The sequence below is a fragment of the Aeromonas piscicola genome (assembly GCF_000820005.1).
GTDB classification, from domain to species: Bacteria; Pseudomonadota; Gammaproteobacteria; order Enterobacterales; family Aeromonadaceae; genus Aeromonas; species Aeromonas piscicola.
Map to the genome: position 1 here is coordinate 328,350 of NZ_CDBL01000073.1, position 22,778 is coordinate 351,127.

15 protein-coding genes are annotated in these 22,778 nt (G+C 61.7%); 13 read left to right on the forward strand and 2 right to left on the reverse strand.

The annotated features are described in order from the left end of the window. Positions 1-12: 12 nt before the first annotated feature. The 8 genes from BN1128_RS19555 (at position 13) to BN1128_RS19590 (ending at position 10,934) form a co-directional block, all read left to right on the forward strand. Complete coding sequence (locus BN1128_RS19555) at positions 13-897, forward strand: AEC family transporter (RefSeq protein WP_042871830.1); 885 nt, start codon at positions 13-15, stop codon at positions 895-897. Positions 898-1,112: 215 nt separating this feature from the next. Next, entirely contained in the window at positions 1,113-2,993 is a 1,881-nt protein-coding gene (locus BN1128_RS19560; RefSeq protein ID WP_042871831.1) for a sigma-54-dependent Fis family transcriptional regulator, read from the forward strand. Between the two features lie 416 nt (positions 2,994-3,409). Continuing rightward, positions 3,410-4,597 carry a knotted carbamoyltransferase YgeW gene (gene ygeW, locus BN1128_RS19565; protein WP_042871834.1) on the forward strand — a complete coding sequence of 396 codons (1,188 nt, stop codon included), beginning with the start codon at positions 3,410-3,412 and terminating at the stop codon, positions 4,595-4,597. Between the two features lie 125 nt (positions 4,598-4,722). Then, entirely contained in the window at positions 4,723-5,922 is a 1,200-nt protein-coding gene (dpaL, locus tag BN1128_RS19570) for a diaminopropionate ammonia-lyase (protein ID WP_042871904.1), read from the forward strand. Between the two features lie 140 nt (positions 5,923-6,062). Further along, the gene (locus BN1128_RS19575) at positions 6,063-7,280 is read left to right on the forward strand and encodes a YgeY family selenium metabolism-linked hydrolase (protein WP_042871836.1); all 1,218 of its coding nucleotides are present in this window, start codon (positions 6,063-6,065) and stop codon (positions 7,278-7,280) included. A gap of 105 nt (positions 7,281-7,385) precedes the next feature. Then, positions 7,386-8,822, forward strand: coding sequence for a dihydropyrimidinase (gene hydA, locus BN1128_RS19580; protein WP_042871906.1), 1,437 nt, complete (start codon positions 7,386-7,388; stop codon positions 8,820-8,822). A 102-nt stretch (positions 8,823-8,924) separates the two neighbouring features. Beyond that, positions 8,925-9,857, forward strand: coding sequence for a carbamate kinase (arcC, locus tag BN1128_RS19585; RefSeq protein ID WP_042871908.1), 933 nt, complete (start codon positions 8,925-8,927; stop codon positions 9,855-9,857). Positions 9,858-10,010: 153 nt separating this feature from the next. After that, positions 10,011-10,934, forward strand: coding sequence for a DMT family transporter (locus tag BN1128_RS19590; RefSeq protein WP_042871838.1), 924 nt, complete (start codon positions 10,011-10,013; stop codon positions 10,932-10,934). 70 nt (positions 10,935-11,004) lie between these two features. On the opposite strand, the gene yqeB is transcribed toward BN1128_RS19590, so the two are convergent. Next, the gene (gene yqeB / locus BN1128_RS19595; RefSeq protein ID WP_042871840.1) at positions 11,005-12,597 is read right to left on the reverse strand and encodes a selenium-dependent molybdenum cofactor biosynthesis protein YqeB; all 1,593 of its coding nucleotides are present in this window, start codon (positions 12,595-12,597) and stop codon (positions 11,005-11,007) included. A gap of 27 nt (positions 12,598-12,624) precedes the next feature. Continuing rightward, positions 12,625-13,479: a selenium cofactor biosynthesis protein YqeC gene (gene yqeC / locus BN1128_RS19600; RefSeq protein ID WP_042871841.1), complete on the reverse strand. Its 855-nt coding sequence runs from the start codon at positions 13,477-13,479 to the stop codon at positions 12,625-12,627. Here yqeC and mocA point away from each other — a divergent pair. The 5 genes from mocA to BN1128_RS19625 all read left to right on the forward strand — a co-directional run bounded on the left by mocA (position 13,478) and on the right by BN1128_RS19625 (position 22,729). Next, positions 13,478-14,110, forward strand: coding sequence for a molybdenum cofactor cytidylyltransferase (mocA, locus tag BN1128_RS19605; RefSeq protein WP_082030482.1), 633 nt, complete (start codon positions 13,478-13,480; stop codon positions 14,108-14,110). The two genes, yqeC and mocA, sit on opposite strands and share 2 nt — an antisense overlap. 404 nt (positions 14,111-14,514) lie before the next feature. Next, complete coding sequence (gene ygfK / locus BN1128_RS19610) at positions 14,515-17,637, forward strand: putative selenate reductase subunit YgfK (RefSeq protein WP_042871845.1); 3,123 nt, start codon at positions 14,515-14,517, stop codon at positions 17,635-17,637. Positions 17,638-17,667: 30 nt separating this feature from the next. Beyond that, positions 17,668-18,996 (forward strand): putative aminohydrolase SsnA, encoded by a 1,329-nt coding sequence (ssnA, locus tag BN1128_RS19615; RefSeq protein ID WP_042871847.1) that lies wholly within the window; start codon positions 17,668-17,670, stop codon positions 18,994-18,996. 80 nt (positions 18,997-19,076) lie between these two features. After that, positions 19,077-19,853, forward strand: a complete 777-nt coding sequence (gene ygfM / locus BN1128_RS19620) for a molybdopterin-dependent oxidoreductase FAD-binding subunit (protein ID WP_042871849.1) — start codon at positions 19,077-19,079, stop codon at positions 19,851-19,853. After that, positions 19,850-22,729: a molybdopterin-dependent oxidoreductase Mo/Fe-S-binding subunit gene (locus tag BN1128_RS19625; RefSeq protein WP_209428589.1), complete on the forward strand. Its 2,880-nt coding sequence runs from the start codon at positions 19,850-19,852 to the stop codon at positions 22,727-22,729. The genes ygfM and BN1128_RS19625 overlap by 4 nt, the downstream gene beginning before the upstream one ends. Positions 22,730-22,778: the final 49 nt, after the last annotated feature.

The window sequence follows — 22,778 nt, forward strand, 5'->3', positions numbered from 1 at the left end:
AGAGACTCGCCCATGTTCAGCGCTCTGCTCAATATCGTCATCCCCGTGTTTGCCGTGGTGGGCCTGGGTGCCCTCTATGGCCGGCTGCGGCCGGGCGGGGCGCTGGGCTATGTCAACCGGGCCAATATCGAGCTGTTTACCCCGGCGCTGGTGTTCTCGGCACTGGTCAAATACCCGCTGGCACTGATGGCCCATTTGCCGCTCATCGCGGCGGGGGCCCTGGTGATCCTGTTGCCGGGTCTGCTGCTCTCCCTGCTCAGGCTCAAGAGCATCAGCAGACCGGCGCTGATCCTGCCCGCCATGTTTCGCAACACGGGCAACCTCGGCATTCCGCTGATGGTGCTGGCCTTTGGCGAGCAGCAGCTCGGCGCCATCGTCATACTGTTCGTGCTCTCCAACCTGCTCCACTTCTCGGTGGGCATGTTCATCCTCTCGGCCAATACCTCCCGCTGGCTCTGGCTGCGCAGCCCTGTGCTGTGGGCCGCCTTCGCCGGCTTGCTGGTGGCCAACCTGCACATTGCGCTGCCGGAATACCTGGTGACCAGCGCCTCACTGCTCGGACAGATCTCGGTGCCCTTGATGCTGTTTGCCCTCGGTATCCGGCTGATGGAAGGGGAGCTGGATCACCTGGGGCTCGCCCTCAAGTGCAACCTGCTCTACCTGCTGGCGGGCGGCGCCTCCCTGGGCTTGGCGGTCTGGCTGCTGCCGTTGCAGGCGGAGTGGATCCCGCTGTTGATGTTGTCGGTGGCACTGCCCCCTGCCGTGCTCAACTACATGCTGTGCGAGCAGTACCAGTGTCAGCCCGAGAAGGTGGCCAGTATCGTGCTCGGCGGCAATGCGCTCTCGGTCGTGGTGATCCCGCTGGCGGTCTGGCTGGCCCTGCACATCAACGGCTGAGCCGGTTTTTTCCGCATTTTTCGTGGACGCCTGCTGGCGTCCGCGGCTTGCTCCTTCGCTCTCTTCTTCTCCAGTCTGCGCTAGCGCCCACTCCCGGCAGCGGGGTGGATGCAAGTTCCCTTTTCGTGATCCTCGGCGAAGTCGCTGCCGTCGAATTGGCATAGTATCTGGCCAGCATGAATCCCACCCAGGGTGGGAGCCAAGGGATTAACAACATGATGTCCGTCAGTAACCAATGTTTGTTGATGCAGATCCAGCCCACCATCTTGCGCTTTGCCAAGATGCTGGCCAGCGTGCTGCAACTGGAAGTGGAAATTGTCGACGCCAACATGGTGCGGGTGGCGGGAACCGGCCCTTACGGCACGTTTTTCGGCCGCCAGCTGGAGGGAGACTCCCGCCTGTTGCGCTACGTGATCGAACACCAGAGTGAGAAGATAGTCACCCACACCAGCGAGGATCCTGTCTGTGAGGGGTGCAGCTGCAAGGATAGCTGCCGGGAACGCGCCTTCCTCGGGGTGCCCATCATGGTGGAGGAGACCTGTATCGGGGTCATCAGCCTGGTGGCCTTCAACGCCGAGCAGCAGGCCCGCCTCAATAACAATCTGCAGGAGGTGTGCGACTATGTGCAACACATCTCCAGCATCTTCGTGGCCAAGCTGCTCGATTCCCGCGGCTTGTCAGACGGGGTCAACAAGGTGTTCCTCAACCTGATGAGCCACATGGATCAGGGCTGCCTGCTGCTCGACGAGAAGAGCCAGCTGCGCTATGCCAACGAGGTGGCGCTCAAGCAGCTCAACTGCCAGCAGGAGCAGTTGCTGGGGCGCGAGATTGGCGTACGTCCGCTCACCTTCGCCCAGCAGGGGCTGACCGGGCACATGCAGCACATCATCACACTGGCGGATCGCCAGGAGCTCATCATAGGCCAGCTGCACCATGTGCAGGGCCAGCAGCTGTTTCTGATGGCATTTCACCAGTCCCACTCTGCCCTGAGCCAGCCGCTGGAGCCGGACGAGGGCATGGCGCTGCTGATCGGTGAAAGCAAGCCGATGCGGGCGCTGAAAAAACTGCTCCATCGCATCGCCCTGAGCCCCTCCAGCGTGCTGGTCTGCGGCGAGAGCGGCACCGGCAAGGAGGTGGTGGCCTGCGCCATTCACCGGCTCAGCCCGCGTCATGACAAGCCCTTCATCGCCATCAACTGCGCCGCCATTCCGGAGCAGTTGCTGGAGAGCGAGCTGTTTGGCTACGTGAAGGGGGCCTTCACCGGCGCCTCCAGCGGCGGCAAGCAGGGGCTGATCCAGGCCGCCCACCAGGGCACCCTGTTTCTCGACGAGATAGGGGACATGCCGCTCACCATGCAGGCCAAGCTGCTGCGGGTGCTGGAGCTGCGGGAGGTGACGCCGATAGGTGCCAGCCGCCCCGTGCCGGTGGACATTCGCATCATAGCCGCGACCCACCAGCATCTGGAGCAGTACATTGCCGAGGGCAAGTTTCGCGAGGATCTCTTCTATCGCCTCAACGTCATCCCCATCCACCTGCCGCCGCTGCGCGAGCGGGCAGGGGACGTGGCGCTGCTGACCCACTACTTCCTCAACCTGCACACCAGCCGCATCGGCCTCATCTATCCGGGGCTGAGCCCGGAGGTGATGGGCCTGCTCGAGGGGTATCGCTGGCCTGGCAACGTGCGCGAGCTCAGCAACCTCATCGAATACCTGGTCAACGTGGTGCAGGCGGGGGAGGTGATCGAGAGCATACTCCTGCCCCCCAACATATTGCGCAACCAGCGCTGTGACGCTGAGGTGGCGCCTGAAGATATGCATCTGCTGCGCAACCAATGGCGCAGCGCCGGGGAAAACCCGGTGGTCGCGGGTCGTCCCGCGCCGGGCATTGCCTCTCCCGCCATGACTGAAACCGGCCCATCCGAGCGAGGTCTGGAGCTGCCCCTCGGGGAAAACGGGCTGGAGAGCATGGAAAAGCAGGTGATAGAGGAGACCTTGCAGCGCCTTGGCAACAAGAAGCTGGCCGCCCAGGCGTTGGGGATTGGGATTGCGACCCTCTATCGCAAGATAAAGAAGTATGAGATCGCCGTGCAGGCCTGATCCTCACACCGCCGCTGGCCACAAGCGGCGGTCTGCTCGCAGATAATGGCTGCGCCTTGAGCAAGGCCATTATCATTATGATAATTCCCCCGCATCGCCTATCAATTAACTGGCCGTATCTGATAGCCAGGGTGATAATTATCAGCGCGCATACTGTCACTATTTTAAATACGGCTTTGGCGTGTCGGCATTTATCGTAAAAGTGCCACCTTGTATCTCTAAATAGCGTTGTCATGTGCGCTGGCTCACATCTATTTTCCTGTTTCTCGTTATTCCCCCTTAAATACCGCATTGGCATGCTTATTGATTGCTCTTGTTTGACGCTGACCGATGAACTCACCTAATGGCCCTATTTTCGGTGACCTTGTGAGTGGAAGGGGAGCAATCCATATCTCATCAACAGATTGGGGCTAACGATGAAAGCAGTGAACCAGTTAATCAAAGAGATCAATGAGCTCAAATCCAACCTGCATGAAAAGGACTTTCTGCTGACCTGGGAGCAAACCCCCCAGGAGCTGGCGCTGGTCCTCAAGCTGGCTGAGGCCCTCAAGGGGCTGCGGGCCGAGAATATAGCCACCAGGCTGTTCAATACCGGCCTTGGCATCTCGGTGTTTCGTGACAACTCCACCCGCACCCGTTTCTCCTATGCCTCCGCCCTCAACCTGCTCGGCCTCACCCAGCAGGATCTGGACGAGGGCAAATCCCAGATTGCCCACGGCGAGACGGTGCGTGAAACCGCCAACATGATCTCGTTTTGCGCCGATGCCATCGGCATTCGCGATGACATGTATCTGGGGGCGGGCAACGCCTACATGCGTGAAGTGGGCGCGGCACTGGACGAAGGGTTCGAGAAGGGGGTGCTGCCCCAGCGTCCGGCCCTGGTCAACCTGCAGTGCGACATTGATCACCCGACCCAGTCCATGGCTGATCTCGCCTGGCTGCAGGAGCACTTCGGCAGCCTGGAGAGCCTCAAGGGCAAGAAGATTGCCATGACCTGGGCCTACTCCCCGAGCTACGGCAAGCCGCTCTCCGTGCCCCAGGGCATCATAGGGCTGATGACCCGCTTCGGCATGGACGTGACCCTGGCCCATCCCGAAGGGTATGACCTGATCCCGGACGTGATCGCGGTGGCCCATGAGAACGCCAAGGCCTCCGGCGGGAGCTTTCGTCAGGTCACCTCCATGGAAGAGGCCTTCAAGGATGCAGACATCGTCTATCCCAAGTCCTGGGCTCCCTATCAGGTGATGGAGCAGCGTACCGAGCTGCTGCGGGCCAACGATCACGCCGGCCTCAAGGAGCTGGAAAAGCAGTGCCTGGCGCAAAACGCCAAGCATCAGGATTGGCACTGCACCGAAGAGATGATGGCCCTCACCAAGGGGGGCGAGGCGCTCTATATGCACTGCCTGCCGGCCGATATTACCGGCGTCTCCTGTCAGGCGGGCGAGGTGAGCGAAGGGGTATTCGAGAAATACCGCATCGCCACTTATAAAGAGGCGAGTTGGAAGCCCTATATTATCGCCGCCATGATAGTTGCCCGTAAATTCTCGGCGCCAGGCGCCGCGCTAGAGGGCTTGATCAAAGAGGCGCAAAAACGCGTCAAATAATGGTTGGGCCGGGCCGGGAATATTTCCCCGCCCGGCCATCATGGCGCAATCATTGTTACGGGTTCTCTCCCCAAGGCTCTTTTTAATCAATGATCCCCGGCGAGATGACTCTCTGTGAGGTATTCATGTCCCAATTCTCCCTGAAGATGGATATTGCCGATAACCGTTTTTTTACCGGTGAATCCCTGCCCCTGTTTTCTCGCGCCGAGGCGCAGAAGGCTCGTGCCTTTCATAAAAAACTGGCCGGTTATGAGCCGACCCCCCTGTGCGACCTGAAAGCGCTGGCCGCCTATATCGGGGTGAAAAATATATTGGTCAAGGACGAGTCAAAGCGCTTTGGCCTCAACGCCTTCAAGATGCTGGGGGGCGTCTACGCCATCGCCAACCTGCTCTGTGAAAAATATGGGGTGGCAGTCGAGGATTTCTCCTTCGATCTCATCAAACGCACCATCAAGGAGCCGATGACCTTTGCCACCACCACAGATGGCAACCACGGTCGCGGCGTTGCCTGGGCCGCCAAGCAGGTAGGTCAGCATGCGGTGGTCTACATGCCCAAGGGCTCGGCGCAGGAGCGGGTGGATCACATCCTCAATCTCGGTGCCGAGTGCATCGTCACCGACATGAACTATGACGACACCGTGCGCCTGACCATGAAGATGGCCGAAGAGCGCGGCTGGCTCATAGTCCAGGACACCGCCTGGGAGGGCTACACCAAGATCCCGACCTGGATCATGCAGGGTTACTCCACCTTGGCCGACGAAGCGGTCGAACAGATGCAGGGAATGGGCACCAAGCAGCCCACCCACGTGCTGCTGCAGGCCGGGGTCGGGGCGCTGGCGGGCGGGGTGCTGGGTTATCTGGTGGACTGCTTCGGGGCGAAAAATCTGCACAGCATAGTTATCGAGCCGGATCAGGCTGACTGCATATACCGCTCCGGCGTAGCGGGGGAGATGGTCAACGTGGGGGGCGATATGCGCACCATCATGGCTGGTCTCGCCTGCGGCGAACCCAACCCCCTCGGCTGGCCGCTGCTCAAAAGCTGCACCACCCAGTTCATCTCCTGCCATGACAAGGTATCGGCATTGGGGATGCGGGTGCTGGGCAACCCCCTTGGCAGCGATCCTCGCATCATCTCCGGTGAGTCCGGCTCGGTCGGCACCGGCGTGCTGGCGGCAGTGCGTCACCACCCGGATCGCGCGGCGCTGATGGCTCGCCTCGGGCTGGATAGCAACTCGGTGGTGCTCATCATCAACACCGAAGGGGATACCGATGTGACCCACTACCGGGAAGTGGTGTGGGAAGGCAAACATCCAGCCTGCGAGTAACTCCGGCTGCGAGTCACTCCCTGCAAGAGCAGCGACACGAATTGAAGAACTGATCGCGCCTAGCCAACGGGGCGCGGTAACGGGCACAGGGCGCTGCCGATGAACAGGCAGCACACTCTCGAATGTTTGGAGAAATCACAATGAGCAAGCAAATTCCGTTTGAAATGGTGTTGGAGAAGGCCCATCAGTACAAGGCCGAGATGAGTCAGTTCCTGCGCGACATGATCGCCATCCCGAGTGAAAGCTGCGACGAGAAGCGGGTAGTGCTGCGCATCAAAGAGGAGATGGAGAAGGTCGGTTTCGACAGGGTCGAGATAGATCCCATGGGCAACATTCTCGGCTATATCGGCCAGGGCCCGCACCTGATCGCCATGGATGCCCACATCGATACCGTGGGGGTCGGCAACCGCGCCAACTGGACCTTCGACCCCTATGAGGGGATGGAAGATCACGAGATCATCGGCGGCCGTGGCGCCTCCGATCAGGAAGGGGGCATGGCCTCCATGGTCTATGCCGGCAAGCTCATCAAGGAGATGGGGCTGGAAGATCAATATACCCTGCTGGTGACAGGCACAGTGCAGGAGGAGGACTGCGACGGTCTGTGCTGGCAGTACATCATAGAGCAGAGCAAGATCCGCCCCGAGTTCGTGGTCAGTACCGAGCCGACCGACTGCCAGATCTACCGTGGCCACCGTGGCCGCATGGAGATCCGCGTCGAGGTACAAGGGGTGAGCTGCCACGGCTCGGCGCCGGAGCGCGGTGACAACGCCATCTTCAAGATGGGCCCGATCCTGGGCGAGTTGCAGGCGCTCAGCCACAACCTCGGCAACGACGACTTCCTCGGCAAGGGCACATTGACCGTCTCCGAGATCTTCTTCACTTCGCCAAGCCGCTGCGCCGTGGCGGACAGCTGCGCTGTCTCCATCGACCGCCGCCTCACCTGGGGCGAGAGCTGGCAAGGTGCGCTCGACGAGATCCGCGCCCTGCCTGCGGTGCAAGCCGCCGGTGCCGAGGTCTCCATGTACCAGTACGATCGTCCGGCCTACACCGGTCTGGTCTATCCGACCGAGTGCTACTTCCCGACCTGGAAGGTGGAAGAGGATCACATCACGGTCCGGACCCTCTCCAAGGCTTATCGCGAGCTGTTCAACAAGGAGCCTGTGGTGGACAAGTGGACCTTCTCGACCAACGGGGTCTCCATCATGGGCCGCCACGGCATTCCGGTCATCGGTTTTGGCCCGGGCAAAGAGCCGGAAGCCCACGCGCCGAACGAGAAGACCTGGAAAGAGCATCTGGTCAAGTGCGCCGCCATGTATGCGGTGATCCCCATGCTCTATCTGGCCGAGCTGGACAAGTAAGGGGGCTGCCGGGCGGTGATTTTCATCACCGCCCGTCTGTTGAAAGTGCCCCGTCTCCATTGAGGCGGGGCTTTGCTGTTTGAAGTGATGTTCGAGGTGGTGGGGATGAAACGGCTGATCAAAAACGGTGTGCTGGTCGATGCACAGGGTGAATATCGTCAGGATCTGCTGATCGAAAATGGGGTGATCCTTGAGCGCGCCGCCGATATCCAGCCCGATGGCGAGACCGAACTGATCGATGCCAGCGGTTGCTACGTGATGCCGGGCGGCATCGACGTCCACACCCACTTCAACATCGATGTGGGGATTGCCCGCAGTTGCGATGATTTTTTCAGCGGTACCCGTGCCGCCGCCTGTGGTGGCACCACCACCATCGTCGATCACATGGGATTTGGCCCGGTGGGGTGCAATCTGCATCACCAGCTGGCCCGCTATCACGATTACGCCGCCGATCAGGCGGTGATCGACTACAGCTTTCACGGCGTGATCCAGCATGTGGATGACGCCATTCTCCATGAGATGGCCGCCATGGTGCAGGAGGAGGGGATCAGCAGCTTCAAGCTCTATCTCACCTACCAGTACAAGCTGGGGGACCATGACGTGCTGCGTGCGCTGGCCCGCCTCAAAGAGGTGGGGGCGCTCGCCACCGTCCATCCCGAGAACGATGCCGCCATCGCGGCGCGCCGTGCGGCCCTGCTGGCCGCGGGCCACCATGAACCCTGGTATCACCCGCAGAGCCGTCCGCTTGAGTGCGAGGCGGAGGCCATCGCCCGGATGATCAATCTGGCGGGGCTGGCGGGCAATGCGCCGCTCTATATCGTTCATCTCTCCAACGGATTGGGACTGGAGTATCTGAAACTGGCACGCCGTCAGGGTCAGCCGGTTTGGGTGGAGACCTGCCCGCAATATCTGCTACTCGATGACAGCTGCTACTACCGCGAAGACGGGGTCGACTTCCTGTTGAGCCCGCCACTGCGCGGGCGCAGCGAGCAGGACAAGCTGTGGGTCGGCATCAGCGCGGGTGATATCGATACGGTGGCGACCGATCACTGCAACTTCTCCCACGCCCAGCGCATGACCCTGTCAGGCGGCGATTTCAGCCGTTGCCCCAACGGGCTGCCCGGGGTCGAAAACCGGATGCTGCTGCTGTTTGCCCACGGGGTGCTCGGTGGGCGCATCTCGCCGTCGCGCTTCGTGGCGCTTACCTGCGCCAATCCGGCCAGGCTGTTCGGCCTCTGGCCGCGCAAGGGTAACCTGCAACCGGGGGCCGACGCCGATCTGGTGCTGATGGATCCCTGTGGTGAGACCCAGATCCGTCACGCCGCATTGCATGACAATGGCGACTACAGCCCCTACGAGGGGATGCATTGCCCTGGCCGGCTGAGGATGACCCTGAGTCGTGGCCAGACAGTGGCCCGCGATGGCGAATTTACCGGGCAACGGGGGCACGGCCGCTTTCTGGCGCGGGCACCCTTTGATCCGCTGCTGGGCGCCGCGGTCCGCGCGCCATTCCCTTGCGCCACACAGTTGGCAACCCGCTAGGGCGGGCGTTTGTCGCGGCAAGAGAACAAAAATCAGCACAGCAATAGACAGAACAATCGAGCCGGTATGACGCCGGCCACCCTTATCATCGGAGAGCACAAGATGAAACAGCGTATCGTACTGGCCCTGGGGGGCAACGCTCTGGGCAACAACCTGCCCGAGCAGATGAAGGCGGTGCAGAGCACGGCGCACACCATCGCCGACTTGATCGCCCAGGGGCACGAAGTGGTGGTTACCCACGGCAACGGGCCACAGGTGGGGATGATCCAGCAGGCGTTCGAGGTAGCGGCCCGCCACGACGCAAAAGCGCCCCATCTGCCCATGTCGGTCTGCGTGGCCCTGAGTCAGGGCTACATCGGTTATGACCTGCAAAACGCCCTGCGCGAAGCCTTGCTGGATCGCGGCATCCACAAGCCGGTCGCTACCCTGGTGACGCAAGTTGAGGTGGATAAAAACGATCCCGCCTTCCTCGAACCCAGCAAACCCATCGGCGGCTTCTTTAGCAAAGAGGAGGCCGAGGCGCTGATGGCGCAGGGTGAGCACCTCAAGGAGGACGCCGGTCGTGGCTATCGCCGGGTGGTGGCATCCCCCAAACCCATCGACATCATAGAGAAAGAGACAGTCTCCGCCATGCTGGCCGCCGGTCAGGTGGTGATCACCGTCGGCGGGGGCGGCATTCCGGTGCTGCGCGAGGGCAATCATCTGCGCGGTGCCAGTGCGGTGATCGACAAGGATTGGGCCAGTGCCAAGCTGGCGGAACTGATTGATGCCGACATGCTGATCATCCTCACTGCGGTGGAGAAAGTCGCCATCAACTTCGGCAAGCCGGATGTGCAGTGGCTCGATACCCTGAGCGTGGCCGATGCCAACGGCTTTATCGCCCAGGGGCAGTTTGCCAAGGGATCCATGCTGCCCAAGGTGGAGGCGGCGCTCTCGTTCGCCACATCCTTGCCGGGGCGCAAATCCCTGATCACCCTGCTGGAGAAGGCCGCCGAGGGGATCGCCGGCAAGACGGGGACCCTGATCAGCCAATAGCCTCGCTTTTGATGGTTGCAAACAGGGGGCCCAAGGCCCCCTTTGTTTGGCCGACAGTCCCGCCACCCGACGATGGGCAGGGCGAAAGGAGAGGCGTAAGATGGCCCCCCTTGGCATAAGATGGGCCAGCAGCAGAGGCGACAAGGCAGAGCAATGAGCACAAAGATCAATATGGCGGCGCTGGGGGGCTTGGTCCTGCTCACCGCCATCTGGAGTTACAGCTGGATAGTGATGAAGCAGGTGATGCTCTACGCGGGGGCCTTCGAGTTCACCGCCCTGCGCTGCCTGTGCGGATCCCTGGTGCTGCTGCTGGTGCAGTGTCTACGTGGTCGCCAATACCTCACACCCACCCCGTTTCGCTACACCCTGGCCATCGCCCTGTTTCAGACCTGCGGCATGGTGGGGCTGGCCCAGTGGGCGCTCATCAGCGGCGGGGCGGGCAAGGTGGCCATCCTGAGTTACACCATGCCGTTCTGGGTGGTGATCTTCGCGGCCCTGTTTCTCGGTGAGCGGATGCGCAAGCTGCACTATCTGGCGGTCGGCGTGGCAGCTTGCGGCCTGCTGCTGGTGATAGAGCCCTGGCAGCTGCACCTCGATTCGATGAAGAGCGCGCTGCTGGGGATCGCCTCCGGCATCTGCTGGGGGATCAGCGCCATCATCGCCAAGCGGATGTATGCCCGCCACCCAGGGGTGGATCTGATGTCTCTCACCACCTGGCAGATGATCTACGCAACTGCCGTGATGGCGATGGTGGCGGCGTTGGTGCCGGAACGTTCCATCGACTGGCAGCCTTATGTGTTTGGTGCACTCGCCTACAGCGCCATCTTCGCCACCGCGCTGGCCTGGAGCCTCTGGCTGTTTGTGCTGAAAAAATTGCCGGCGGGGATTGCCGGGCTCAGCACCCTGGCGGTGCCGGTGACCGGCGTGCTGCTCTCCTGGTGGCTGCTCGGCGAGAATCCGGGGCCGGTGGAGGGGAGCGGCATTTTGCTTATCGTGCTGGCGCTTATCGTCATCAGCCGCAAGGGCAAGCGATCCGTGGTGACGGTGGCGGGGGAGACCCGGGTCAAGCACGGTTGAGCCCATCGCAGGTAAAGGAATAGCAAAGGGCCCGCCATCATGGCGGGCCCTTTTTTGCTTCTGTGCTGGCTTATCTGCGCAGTGCCAGGTGCATCATGGCTTCCAGTACGGCGCCGCCGATCGCCCGAGCCTTGTCAGAGACTGTGGTGGGGTCGGCGCGCTCTCCTCTGGGGTCGATGTCACCGATCTTGAAGCCGACCGGCACTTCGATGCCATCGCTGAGCAGCCCCCGCACCATGCCCGAGAGCGGCGCGATAATGGGGGTATCCCCCACATGGGCTATCACATCCCCTTCCTGCACCAGATCGCCGAGTTTGATAATGCTCTTCATCACCCCAGGGGCGGGGGCGCGCACCACCCGGCGGGCGGAGTGCCCCTCGATCACCCCGGGAATGCCGGTGTTGGGCTGGGCTGGGCCCTGATAGATGACTCGCCCCAGATGGTGGCCACGGTTGGTCTCGATCACCGCATCGCAGTCGCGCCCCGCCTCAAAACCCGGACCGAGGGCCACAGTAATGGGGGCCATCTCCTTGTGGGTACCGAGATTCTGCTTGGCGAGGATGGCATCTACCAGATAGCGCGGTTTGAGCTCGGTGAGGGTGGCGCAGTCGGGGTCAACCAGCAGCGGGATAATGCCCCGATCCAGCTGCTCGAACGCCTGCTCGACGCTCTCTACCCGCTTGGCGCGCACCCCCTCGACACTGGTTTCACCGTCAAACATCCCCTGGGCGAAGGCGACGGTGCGGCGGATCACGGTAGGTTTGTCGAGATCCAGCATCACCACCTTGAAGCCCGCATTGTGCAGCCGCAGCGCCACCCCGGTGGCGATATCGCCGGAGCCGCGCATCACCACCAGCCGATCCCGCTTGAGGCGCACATCGTCCTGCATCAGGCCACCCGATTTGCCGTTTTTCACCTGCAGCAGCTCGGCGAGGATGCTGATGGCGATCTCCTCGGGCGTCTCGGCACCTATGTTGTAGCCGATGGGGGCGTGCAAACGCTGCAGTTGCTGCTGGCTCACCCCTTGCTGGCGCAGGGCCTGGGTGAAGGTCTGCACCTTGCGCTTGCTGGCGAGCAGCCCCAGGTAGGCGAGGGGACGGGGGATGAGCCGATCCAGCGCCTCCTTGTCCTGATGGTTGGTGGCGATGATGACGAAGTTGGCGGGCTCGATGGCCAGCGCCTCGATCACCGCGCTGATGGTATCGGCCTGCTTGAGATGGGTACCGGCGGGGAAGTGATCGGGGTTGAGGCTCCCTTCAAAGCAGTCGCCCACATGGATATCAAAACCCAGCGGCGCGGCGGCATGGGCCAGCGCCCGGTTGACGTGACCAGCGCCGATCAATACCAGACGGGGACGCAGGCCGTAGACATCGATATAGACCGACATGGCGCCGCCACAATCCGACCCCACCGCATGTTCGCCGTTGCGGGCCATCCGGCCATGGAAGATGCGCGGCTTGCGCTCACCAATGGCCGCCACGGCCTCTTCGATCACCAGCCGTTCAATCATGCCGCCGCCTATGGTGCCGAGGATCTGGCCATCGGCCATCACCAGCATCTGGGCCTGATGGCGCGGGGTGGAGCCACGGCTCTCTATGATCTGGGCAATCGCGAACGGGGTGTTCTCCTGTTCCAGTCGGGCTGCGTGTGAAAAAAGATTCATAAGGTACCTCATTTCATCCTTAACGGGTCATGTGCGAGGTGAAGCCACCAGTTCGCCATCCAGAGGGGCCTGGCTCACCACATGACGAATGGCGATGGGCTCGCGTACCGCTCCCTGCCAGATGGCATGGAGCTCGGGATGACGGGCCAGCAGCGTTATCAACTGCGGCTGCCATGACGCCTCATTTTGATAATCGCCATTGATAAACCAGATCCGGCGCGCCCTGGCCGGGGAGCCCTTGAACACCCCCTGCGGGTGGGCGAGTAGCCGGTCAAACAGCGCCCAGTCGAGCGGGTCACCGGCCTCTATCCCGCACAGGGCCTGGAGCTCGGTCCAGCGGTGGATCTGCTGGGGGTCGGCCTTGGCCCCCACCATGGCGCCGCCCACCAGGGCGATCACCCAATCACTGCTCTGGGGAATGCAAGGTTCGTGCAAAGCGGGCACTTTCAATAACTTGTGATGGGCGCCGTCCGCCTCCACCAGGATGAGATCGAAGCGCTGCTGCCCCTTGATGAGATCAATCTGCTGGGGCGTGGGGCCTGCTACCTTGCCGCTGGCCTGATCGATATGGCTGAACAGGGCGACCAGGGTGGGGCCATCGGGCACTTGCTGGCAGCGGGTGAGCTGGCGGACGGGATCGGCTTCCAGGATCAATTCCCGATAGTGTGACTGGGCTGGCAGAAACATCCGGGTACTGGTGGTGAACAGCACCTTTTTACCCTGCCGATAAAAATATTCCGCCAGCCAGAACAGGGTGCTGGTTTTGCCGCCTGCACCGCAGAGGCTAATTAAGGTGGTACGGCTATCTATATTTTCGGTGAGCGGGTTTAATAGTGTCTCAATATCGGGAAAGGCACGCTGGACAGGTGAGGGGATGGGCATGGCAACGACCGATTCAAATAAGGGCGCAGACAGTGAACAGCACTGTCATTCCAGAGCAAGATGCGACTGCATAATAACGGCGGCCGGCCTCTCGTCGCGAATGGGCGCGTGGAAACTGATGCTACCGTATCGCCAGAGCACGATTCTTGATGAGAGTCTCAAAAATGCCCTCGCTTTCTGTGACCGGATTATTTTGGTGGTGGGGCATCGCGGTGATGAGTTGATGGCTCGCTATGCAGACAGACCCGAGATCCTGCTGGTGGAAAACCATGATTATGCACAGGGGCTCGGTAGCTCCATCCGGCTGGCATTGGCGGCCAGCAGCAGCGACTACCTCTTCATCTCCCACGGCGATCTGCCCTGCATTCCCCTCGATGTCTACCAGACGCTCTGGCAAGCACGGGGGCCCCACACACTTTTCCCCCGTTATCAAGGAGAGTCAGGGCACCCGGTGTTGCTGCCATCATCGCTTGGCAAGGCGCTGGCCGAGGCGCCGGTACAAGGCTCCATCCGTCGCTGGCTGATGGCACATCCCCATCGCTTCGTCGAGGTGCAAAGTGACGCCATCCTGCTGGATGTGGACACCCCTGAGCGTTATCAGGCGCTGTTGCGGGCAGACGGCGCTGGCTGAGCCTGGCTGTTGGTGAGTGCATAATTATGAAAGTCGGAGCCAGGGCGAACGCGGCATTTTTGCCGGTATGGTGGCCGACATTATCACCCTGCGTGGCCTGATAAAGGCAGGCGCAACGAGATTATCAAACTGATATTCCAACCCCGCCAACGTGATACTTTCTCAGCATCTATCGCGATTGCTGCGTTATTAATGTGCGTTATTGATAGCTGCTCTCATTCCCTAAACAGGTATTGCCTGTCGACATTTCATTAATTCGAGGTGCCTCACGCTTTTACGCTCACAAATTTAAATATGCCAGCACTGGCCTGATTGTTGCTCTTGTCTGTTTCAAGGGGCTGCCTTGTGAATGAGCCCCATTTATTCACCCAGTCAATGAGCAGAGCCGCTGCAAGGAGATCATCATGGGCGATATTATGCGACCCGTTCCGTTCAAGAACCTTCTGACCCGTATTTTCGCGGAATATAAAGAGAGTCAGAGCATTTTCGGTATTCCCGCCGCGCAATTCTATCGCAAGCAGGACGAGCGCAAGATCAAGGTGTTCGGTGAAACCTGCGAAACCCCCATAGGCCCGGCAGCTGGCCCCCATACCCAGTTGGCCCAGAACATCGTCACCTCCTGGCTGACCGGCGGGCGCTTTATCGAGCTCAAGACGGTGCAGATCCTGGACCGTCTCGAACTGGAAAAGCCCTGCATCGATGCCGAGGATGAGTGCTTCAATACCGAGTGGTCCACCGAGTTCACCCTGCCCAAGGCGTTCGATGAGTACCTGAAAGCCTGGTTTGCCCTCTATCTGCTGGAGGAGGTGTTTGACCCCCGCCTCGATGGAGAGGCCAAATCCTTCATCTTCAACATGAGCGTGGGCTACAACCTCGACGGCATCAAACAGCCGCCGATGCAGCAATTCATCCACAGCCTGATGGATGCCAGCACCAGTCCGAAGTTTGCCGAGTACCAGCAGGTGGTGCGCGAACTGGTGGCCGACCCGCAATTTATCGCCGAGCTGGGTCTGGGCTCCCGTCGCGATCGTCTGCAACAGCTGGCGGATCGCATTCCAGCCGATATGGTGCACGGCCTCACCCTCTCCACCATGCACGGCTGCCCGCCCAACGAGATCGAGGCCATCTGCCGCTACATGCTGGAAGAGAAGGGGCTCAACACCTTCGTCAAACTGAACCCGACCCTGCTGGGCTACCCGCGGGTGCGCGAGATCCTCGACACCTGCGGCTTTGATTACATCGGTCTGAGCGAAGCGTCGTTCGATCACGACCTCAAGCTGGATCAGGCCAAAGGGATGCTGGTTCGCCTGATGGCGCTGGGGGCCGAGAAGGGGCTGACCTTCGGGGTCAAGCTGACCAACACGCTCGGCACCATCAACCGCAAGGGGGCGTTGCCGGGGGATGAGATGTACATGTCCGGCCGGGCGCTGTTCCCGCTCTCCATCAACGTGGCGGCCGTGCTCTCCCGCGCCTTCGATGGCAAGCTGCCCATCTCCTACTCGGGCGGCGCCAGCAAGTTCAACATTGCAGAGATCTTCGAAACCGGCATCCGTCCTATCACCATGGCCACCGACCTGCTGAAACCGGGTGGCTACCTGCGCCAGATTGAGTGCCTCAAAGAGATAGATGCGTCGGGCAGCTGGGGCATGAGTCAGGTGGATGTGGCCAAGCTGGAGCGGCTTGCCGCCAAGGCCCTCACCATGGACTACACCCAGAAGGAGTGGAAGTCCGAGGATCGCATCGAAGTGGGCGGTGGCCTGCCGCTGACCGACTGCTACGTGGCGCCCTGTGTCACTGCCTGCGCCGTGCATCAGGATATTCCCGAGTACATTCGCCTGATGGGCGAGGGTGAATACGTGGCTGCCCTTGAGCTGATTTATCAGCGCAACGCCTTGCCTGCCATCACCGGCCATATCTGCGATCACCAGTGCCAGTACAACTGCACCCGTCTCGACTACGACAGCCCGCTCAATATCCGCGAGCTCAAGAAGGTCGCGCTGGAGCGCGGCTGGGAAGGGTACAAGGCGCGCTGGCACAAGCCGGCAGGCAGCGGTGACAAGCACCCGGTTGCGGTGATTGGCGCAGGCCCGGCCGGTCTCTCCGCCGGTTACTTCCTGGCCCGTGCCGGTCATCCGGTCACCGTGTTCGAGCGTGAAGTCGATGCCGGTGGCGTGGTCAAGCACATCATCCCCGAGTTCCGCATTCCGGCGGAGCTTATCCAGCACGACATCGACTTTGTCGCCGCCCACGGGGTCAAGTTCGAATTTGGCTGCGATCCGGCGCTCACCGTCGACAAGCTGCACGCCCAGGGCTTTACCTATGTCTTCGTCGGTATCGGTGCCGACAAGAATGGCGGCATGCGCCTCGAAGGGGGTCATGATCGGGTCTACAAATCCTTTAACTTCCTGCGCAGCTTCAATCAGGGTAAACCGCTGCCGCTCGGCCGCCATGTCGCCGTGATCGGGGCGGGCAATACCGCCATGGATTGCGCCCGCGCCGCCCTCAAGGTGCCTGGTGTCAGCGATGTGACCGTGATCTACCGTCGCAGTGAGAAAGAAATGCCCGCCTATCGCGAGGAGGTTCTGGAAGCGGTGGAGGATGGAGTGCGTTTTTGCTTCCTCACCAATCCGGAGCGCTTTGACAAAGATGGCAAGCTTGTCGTGCGGATGATGGCGCTGGGGGATCCTGACGAGCAGGGTCGCCGCCGTCCGGTGCCCACAGAGCAGACCGAAGTGATGCAGATGGATGCCTTGATCACCGCCATCGGCGAACAGCCTGATTGCGAAGTGCTGAAAGCCATGGGCATTCCCCTTGGCAGCGATGGCTGGCCCGAGGTGGATAGCCAGACTGGCGAGAGCAGCCGTCGCAACGTCTTCCTGATTGGTGACGTGCAGAGCGGCCCGTCCTCCATCGTCGGTGCCATCGGTGGTGCCCGCCGCGCTGCAGATCTGGTGCTGGCCCGTGAGCATATCGCTGGCAGTCAGGCTGAGGTATCAATCCAGCCGTCGGGCAAAGACGAGATCTACCGCCGCAAGGGGAGCATCGCCGTCACCATGGTCGACAAGGGCGAGCGGGAGGCCTTCGTGGCGCAAGAGGCGCACCGTTGCCTTGAGTGCAACTACCTCTGCAGCAAGTGCGTGGACGTTTGCCCCAACCGGGCCAACGTCGCCATTGCGGTGCCGGGCTTCAAGGACCAGTTCCAGACATTGCACCTGGATGCCTACTGCAACGAGTGCGGCAACTGCGCCCAGTTCTGCCCGTGGCAGGGCAAGCCCTATCAGGACAAGGTCACCATCTTCAGCCTGCCGCAGGACTTCGACAACAGCCGCAACCCCGGTTTCTATCTGGCCCAAACCGGCGAAGGGTGTGGTGAGCTGCAGGTGCGTCAGGATGGCGAGACCTATCGCCTGACCATCGATGCCCAGAGCCGGATCAAGGATGCCCCCGAGGCGCTCGCTGACATGTGCCGCATCATCAGCCATGTCCATGCTCATCATCACTACCTGCTGGGGGCCGTCGAGGCCTGAGCGAACCACGAATAAGCGAAGGAGCAAACCATGTTTATTCTGAAGAACGTCACTGCCGTCCAGCTGGAGCCGACCCGGGTGCTGGAAGGGGGGGATATCGCCATCGAAGGGACGCTGATCAAAGCGGTGGGGCCCAATCTGCGGGCCCTCTACCCGGAGGCCAACTATCGGGAGATGGGCGGCAAGCTGGTGATGCCGGGCATCGTCTGCGCCCACAACCACTTCTACTCCGGCCTGTCGCGGGGGATCATGGCCAACATCGCCCCCTGCCCGGACTTTATCTCCACCCTGAAAAACCTCTGGTGGCGGCTCGATCGGGCGCTCGATGAAGAGTCCCTCTACTACAGCGGTCTCATCTGCTCGCTGGAAGCGATCAAGAGCGGCTGCAGCGCGGTGATCGACCACCACGCTTCGCCCAACTTCATCAAGGGCTCCCTCAACGTGCTGCGCAAAGGGTTTGTGGAGGCGGGTCTGCGCGGCATGACCTGCTTTGAGACCACGGATCGCAACGGCGGTCTCGCCGAGCTGCAGGCCGGGGTGGAGGAGAACATCCTGTTCGCGCAAGCCATTGATGCCGCCAAGGCCAAGGGGAGCGAACCCTATCTGGTGGAAGCGCACATCGGCGCCCACGCCCCCTTCACCGTGCCCGACGAAGGGCTGGCCATGCTGCGCGAAGCGGTGCAGGTGACCGGTCGCGGTCTGCATATCCATGTGGCGGAAGACCGCTACGACATGGCGCACGGCCACCACCACTATGGCAAGGAGCCCATCGCCCGGCTGGATGAGTTTGGCCTTATCGACAGCAAATCCCTGGTGGCCCATGGCATCTACCTGAGCCCGGCCGACATCGAGCTGCTCAACAGCCGCGATGCCTTCCTGGTGCACAACGCCCGCTCCAACATGAACAACCACGTGGGCTACAACATGCACTTGCCTGAGTACCGCAATCTTGCGCTCGGCACCGATGGTATCGGCTCCGACATGCTCGAAGAGCTCAAGTTCGCCTATTTCAAGCACAAGGATGCCGGCGGCGCCCTGTGGCCCGACAGCTTTGCCCGCTTCCTGTGGAACGGCAACACATTGCTGGATCGCAATTTCGGCGCCAAATTTGGCCGCCTGGAGCCTGGCTACAAGGCCGATCTCACCATCTGCGACTACGACTCACCGACTCCGCTGGCACCGCGCAACCTCGGCGGCCATCTCGCCTTTGGTATGGGCTCAGCCAGCGTCAACAGCGTGATGGTTGAGGGGCGCATGGTGTATCAGGATCGCGAGTTTCCGTTCGATGTCGCGCCCATTTACGAGCAGGCCAGCAAGGTGGCGAGCCGCCTGTGGCAACGGATGGATCAGCTGGCCTAAGGCCACTTTCCACAGTTTTGGACCGGATTGCCCGCCCTGTGGATCTCCCCGGCGGCGGGCAGCAAGAGTAAGGACGACACATGATTGAGCAATTCTTCCGACCCGAGCAACTGGGTCAGGCTTTGGAACTCAAGGCCCGCTTTGGCAACGACGCCGTCTACATGGGGGGCGGCAGCAAGCTTAACGCCGCGCCGACCCGCACCGACAAGAAGGTCGCCATCTCGCTGGATAGGCTTGGGCTTGGCCAGATTGAGCAGCAGCACGGCCAGCTCCATATCGGCGCCACCGTCACCCTGCAGACCCTCAAAGAGGATCCCCGCACCCCGGCCGCCCTGTGCGAGGCGCTGGGCTTTGTCTACTCCCGCCATCTGCGCAATCAGGCCACCCTCGGCGGCGAACTTGCCTGCCAGCAGCAGGACTCCCCCTTGCTGCCGGTGCTGCTGGTACTCGAAGCGGTAGTGGTGCTGGAGAACAACCTGCTGCAACCCATCGACGCCTATCTGGCGGGTCAGCGCAATGCCCTGGTGCTGGGAGTTGTGCTGCCGGAGCCTGAACTGCGCTGCGCCACCCGCCGCATCAGCCGCAACGCCGACGGGCTGGCGGTGATGACCGCCGCCGTGGCCCTCGACAGCATTGGCGATATGCGGGTGGCCGTCGCTGGCGTCACCCCGCAGCCGATGCGTTTGCGGGATCTGGAGCGCCGCGATCTGCACGATGCCGCGCTGGAGGCCGCCGTGAGCGAGCTGATTTCGCCCCGTGAGGATCTGGCGGGCAGCATAAGTTACAAGCGGTATATCACCGGCGTGGTGGTGGCGGATCTGCTGGTGGACTGCCAGCAGCAGGAGGTACAAGCATGATGGAACTCAACTTTACCCTGAACGGTGCCCTGCGTACCGTCATCTGCAAAGCCGGTGACAATGCCCAGCGGGTGCTGTTCAACCAGTGCCGGATGCATTCGGTGCGCAACAGCGACGACGGCTTCGGTTTCGCCGGCTCCGACGCCATTCTCTTCAACGGCAAGGTGATCAACGCCTCTCTGCTGATCGCCGCCCAGCTGGAGGGGGCGCAGGTACGCACCGCCGAATCGCTGGGCAGCTGGAACCAGCTCAGCCTGGTACAGCAGGCGATGGTGGATGTGGGGGTGGTGCAGTCCGGTTACAACGATCCGGCCGCCGCGCTCATCGTCACCGACCTGCTTGATCGCCACCCCGAGCCCACCCGTGATCAAATCGACGATGCACTCTCTGGCCTGTTTCACCGCGATGGCGGTTACCAGCAGTTCTATCAGGCCATCGAGCTTGCCTGCTCACGGATGAAGGATCCCGATTATCTGTGCCAGATCGCCCCGGAGTTTCGCGATGATCTGCGCCATATCGGCAAGAGCTGCCCGAAAGTGGACGCCGCCAAGATGGTGCAGGCCAAGCCCTGCTATGTGGAAGACAGGGTTACCGAAGATGCGTTGATCATCAAGATGCTGCGAAGCCCCCATCCCCATGCGGTGATCACCAAACTCGACGTGAGCCGCGCGCAAGCGCTGCCGGGTGTGGTGCATGTCATTACCTATCTCAACTGCCCGGATGTGTTTTACACCCCGGGTGGCCAGAGCGCCCCCGAGCCGTCACCGCTCGATCGCCGCATGTTCAGCCGCAAGGTGCGCCACGTGGGGGACAGGGTCGCCGCTGTGGTGGCCGAGAGTGAAGCGGTCGCGCTGGCGGCCCTGAAACTCATCGAGGTCGAATATCAGGTATTGCCTTCGGTCATGAACATAGACCAGGCGATGGCCCCCAATGCACCCCTGGTGCACGACGAACCCATTATCTATATGGCCGGGGCGCCTGCGGATCTGGAGCAGCAGAACGCCTGCTCGGTGCGTCGTGGCGACGAGCACATGATCATCAACTTCCCCATCGGCTCCCGCCCGCACGAGAACCTGGCCGCCAGCGTCCATGGCCAGATCGGTGACGTGGCAAAAGGGTTTGCCGAGGCGGACGAGATTGTCGAGCGCACCTACGAATCGACCCAGGCCCAGCAGTGCCCGACCGAACCGCACATCTGTTTTACCTACATGGATGGGGATCGTCTGGTCATTCACGCCTCCACCCAGGTGCCGTGGCACGTGCGCCGTCAGGTGGCGCGCATCGTCGGCCTCAAGCAACATCAGGTGCACGTGATCAAGGAGCGGGTAGGGGGCGGCTTTGGCTCCAAGCAGGACATCCTGCTGGAAGAGGTGTGCGCCTGGGCGACCAAGGTCACCGGCCGTCCGGTCACCTTCCGCTACACCCGTGAAGAGGAGTTCATCAGCAACACCTCTCGTCACGTGGCCAAGGTGAAGGTGAAAGTGGGGGCCAAAAAAGATGGCACCATCACCGCCATCGAGATGGATTTTCGGGCCAACACCGGCCCGTACGGCAACCACTCCCTGACGGTGCCGAGCAACGGCCCGGCGCTCTCTTTGCCGCTCTACCCGTGCGACAACGTGCGCTTTACCGTCAACACCTACTACAGCAACATCTGTCCAACTGGCGCCTATCAGGGTTACGGTGCGCCCAAGGGCAACTTCGCGCTGACCATGGCCATTGCGGAACTTGCCGAGAAACTGGGGATCGATCAGCTCGACATGGTGGAGCACAACCGGGTGCACGAAGGGGACATCCTCAAGGTGCTGGGGGCCATTGGCGAGGGCAAGATGCCGACTTCTGTGCCCCACGCCGCCAGCTGCGCACTCGAGCCCATCCTCAAGCAGGGTCGCGAGCTCATCGCGTGGGATAGCCCCAAACCCGCTGAAGGTGATTGGCGCATCGGTCGTGGCGTCGCCATCATCATGCAAAAATCGGGGATCCCCGATATCGATCAGGCCAACTGCATGGTCAAGCTGGAATCGGACGGCACCTTTATTGTCCACTCAGGTGGCGCCGATATCGGTACAGGTCTGGATACAGTGGTGGCCAAGCTGACCGCCGAGGTGCTCGGTTGCCCGCTCAGCGATGTGCATGTGATCTCCGGCGACACCGATCACGCCCTGTTCGACAAGGGGGCCTACGCCTCGTCCGGTACCTGCTTCTCCGGCAACGCGGCCAAGATGGCGGCCGAGAACCTCAAGGCGAAGATCCTGCTGCACGGCGCCGCCATGCTGGGCGAGCCGGTAGAAGATGTGGAGCTGGAGTTCCCGGGCCTGGTGCGTGGCAAGCTGGGGGAGGTCTCCTTTGCCAAGATCGCCCACAAGTCGGAGACCGGCACCGGTTTTGGCATTCTGGTGGGCACCGCCAGCTACATCACCTCTGAGCTCGCCTTCCCGTATGGCGCCAACTTCGCCGAGGTGGCGGTCAACGTCAGAACCGGCCAGATCCGTCTCGACAAGTTCTACGCCCTGCTCGACTGCGGCACCCCCATCAACCCGGAACTGGCGCTCGGTCAGATCTACGGGGCGACCATGCGGGCCATCGGTCACACCATGACGGAGGAGATCTGCTACGACGGCAAGGGCATTCCGCTCACCCGGGATCTGAAGAGCTATGGCGCGCCCAAGATTGGCGACATTCCGCGCGATTTTCGGGCCTTCCTGGTGCCGAGTGATGACAAGGTCGGCCCTTACGGCGCCAAGTCCATCTCGGAGATCGGGGTGAACGGGGCAGCGCCTGCCATCGCCACCGCCATCCATGACGCCTGCGGTGTCTGGCTGCGCAAATGGCACTTCACGCCGGAACAGATCCTGCGCGAACTGGGCAAGCTGTAGTCACAACAGAGGCAGAGACCGGCAGGGGGGGCAAGCTCCCCCTGCCGGA